At 34.1% G+C, this 558-nt stretch carries 1 protein-coding gene; it reads left to right on the forward strand.

Annotated elements, in window-relative coordinates; translation table 11 throughout:
* Nucleotides 1-32: 32 nt before the first annotated feature.
* On the forward strand, nucleotides 33-558 hold a 526-nt coding region (locus tag ACFIKJ_RS09705), incomplete at its 3' end, for a DUF1376 domain-containing protein (RefSeq protein ID WP_375670577.1).

The raw sequence follows: 558 nt of genomic DNA on the forward strand, positions 1-558 counted from the left end.
TTGCAATAATAATAAAGAAAGGGAGGTGAAGTATGTCAACTAAGTTGCCATGGACGAGGCTTTTTGCAGACAAGTGGGCAATAGTTGTTGATTATTTGCCTGCTGTAGAGGGCAATATCTATATGCGATTACGGTTACGTATGTTGCATACTGGTGAACCTCTTTTTTATAATATTAAAGTTTTATCTAATTACACGGGTTATTCAGTGAAGAAGTTTGAAGCGGCACTGAATGTTTTGCTTGAAGAAGGATATTTCATTCGTTTAGCAGATGGTCGCTTGTGGAATTTAGATGTTGAGGAAGAACTCAATAACTCTAATGAGAATTTAGATAAAGCTTCGGAAAAGGCTTCAAAAGCAGCAAAAGCTAGATGGGATAAAAACAAAGATAAAAGTAATGACGATGCACGTGCAATGCATGAGCAATGCACAAGCAATGCATACGCAATGCACGAGCAATGCTTGGAAATGCACAATAACATTAACATTAACAATAACAAAAAAAATAAAAATATTATTTTATCAAAAAGAGAAATTGATTTTGAAAATTTAGAAACAA

Source organism: Bartonella sp. PS7NMGDW (assembly GCF_042193585.1).
Taxonomy (GTDB): Bacteria; Pseudomonadota; Alphaproteobacteria; order Rhizobiales; family Rhizobiaceae; genus Bartonella; species Bartonella grahamii.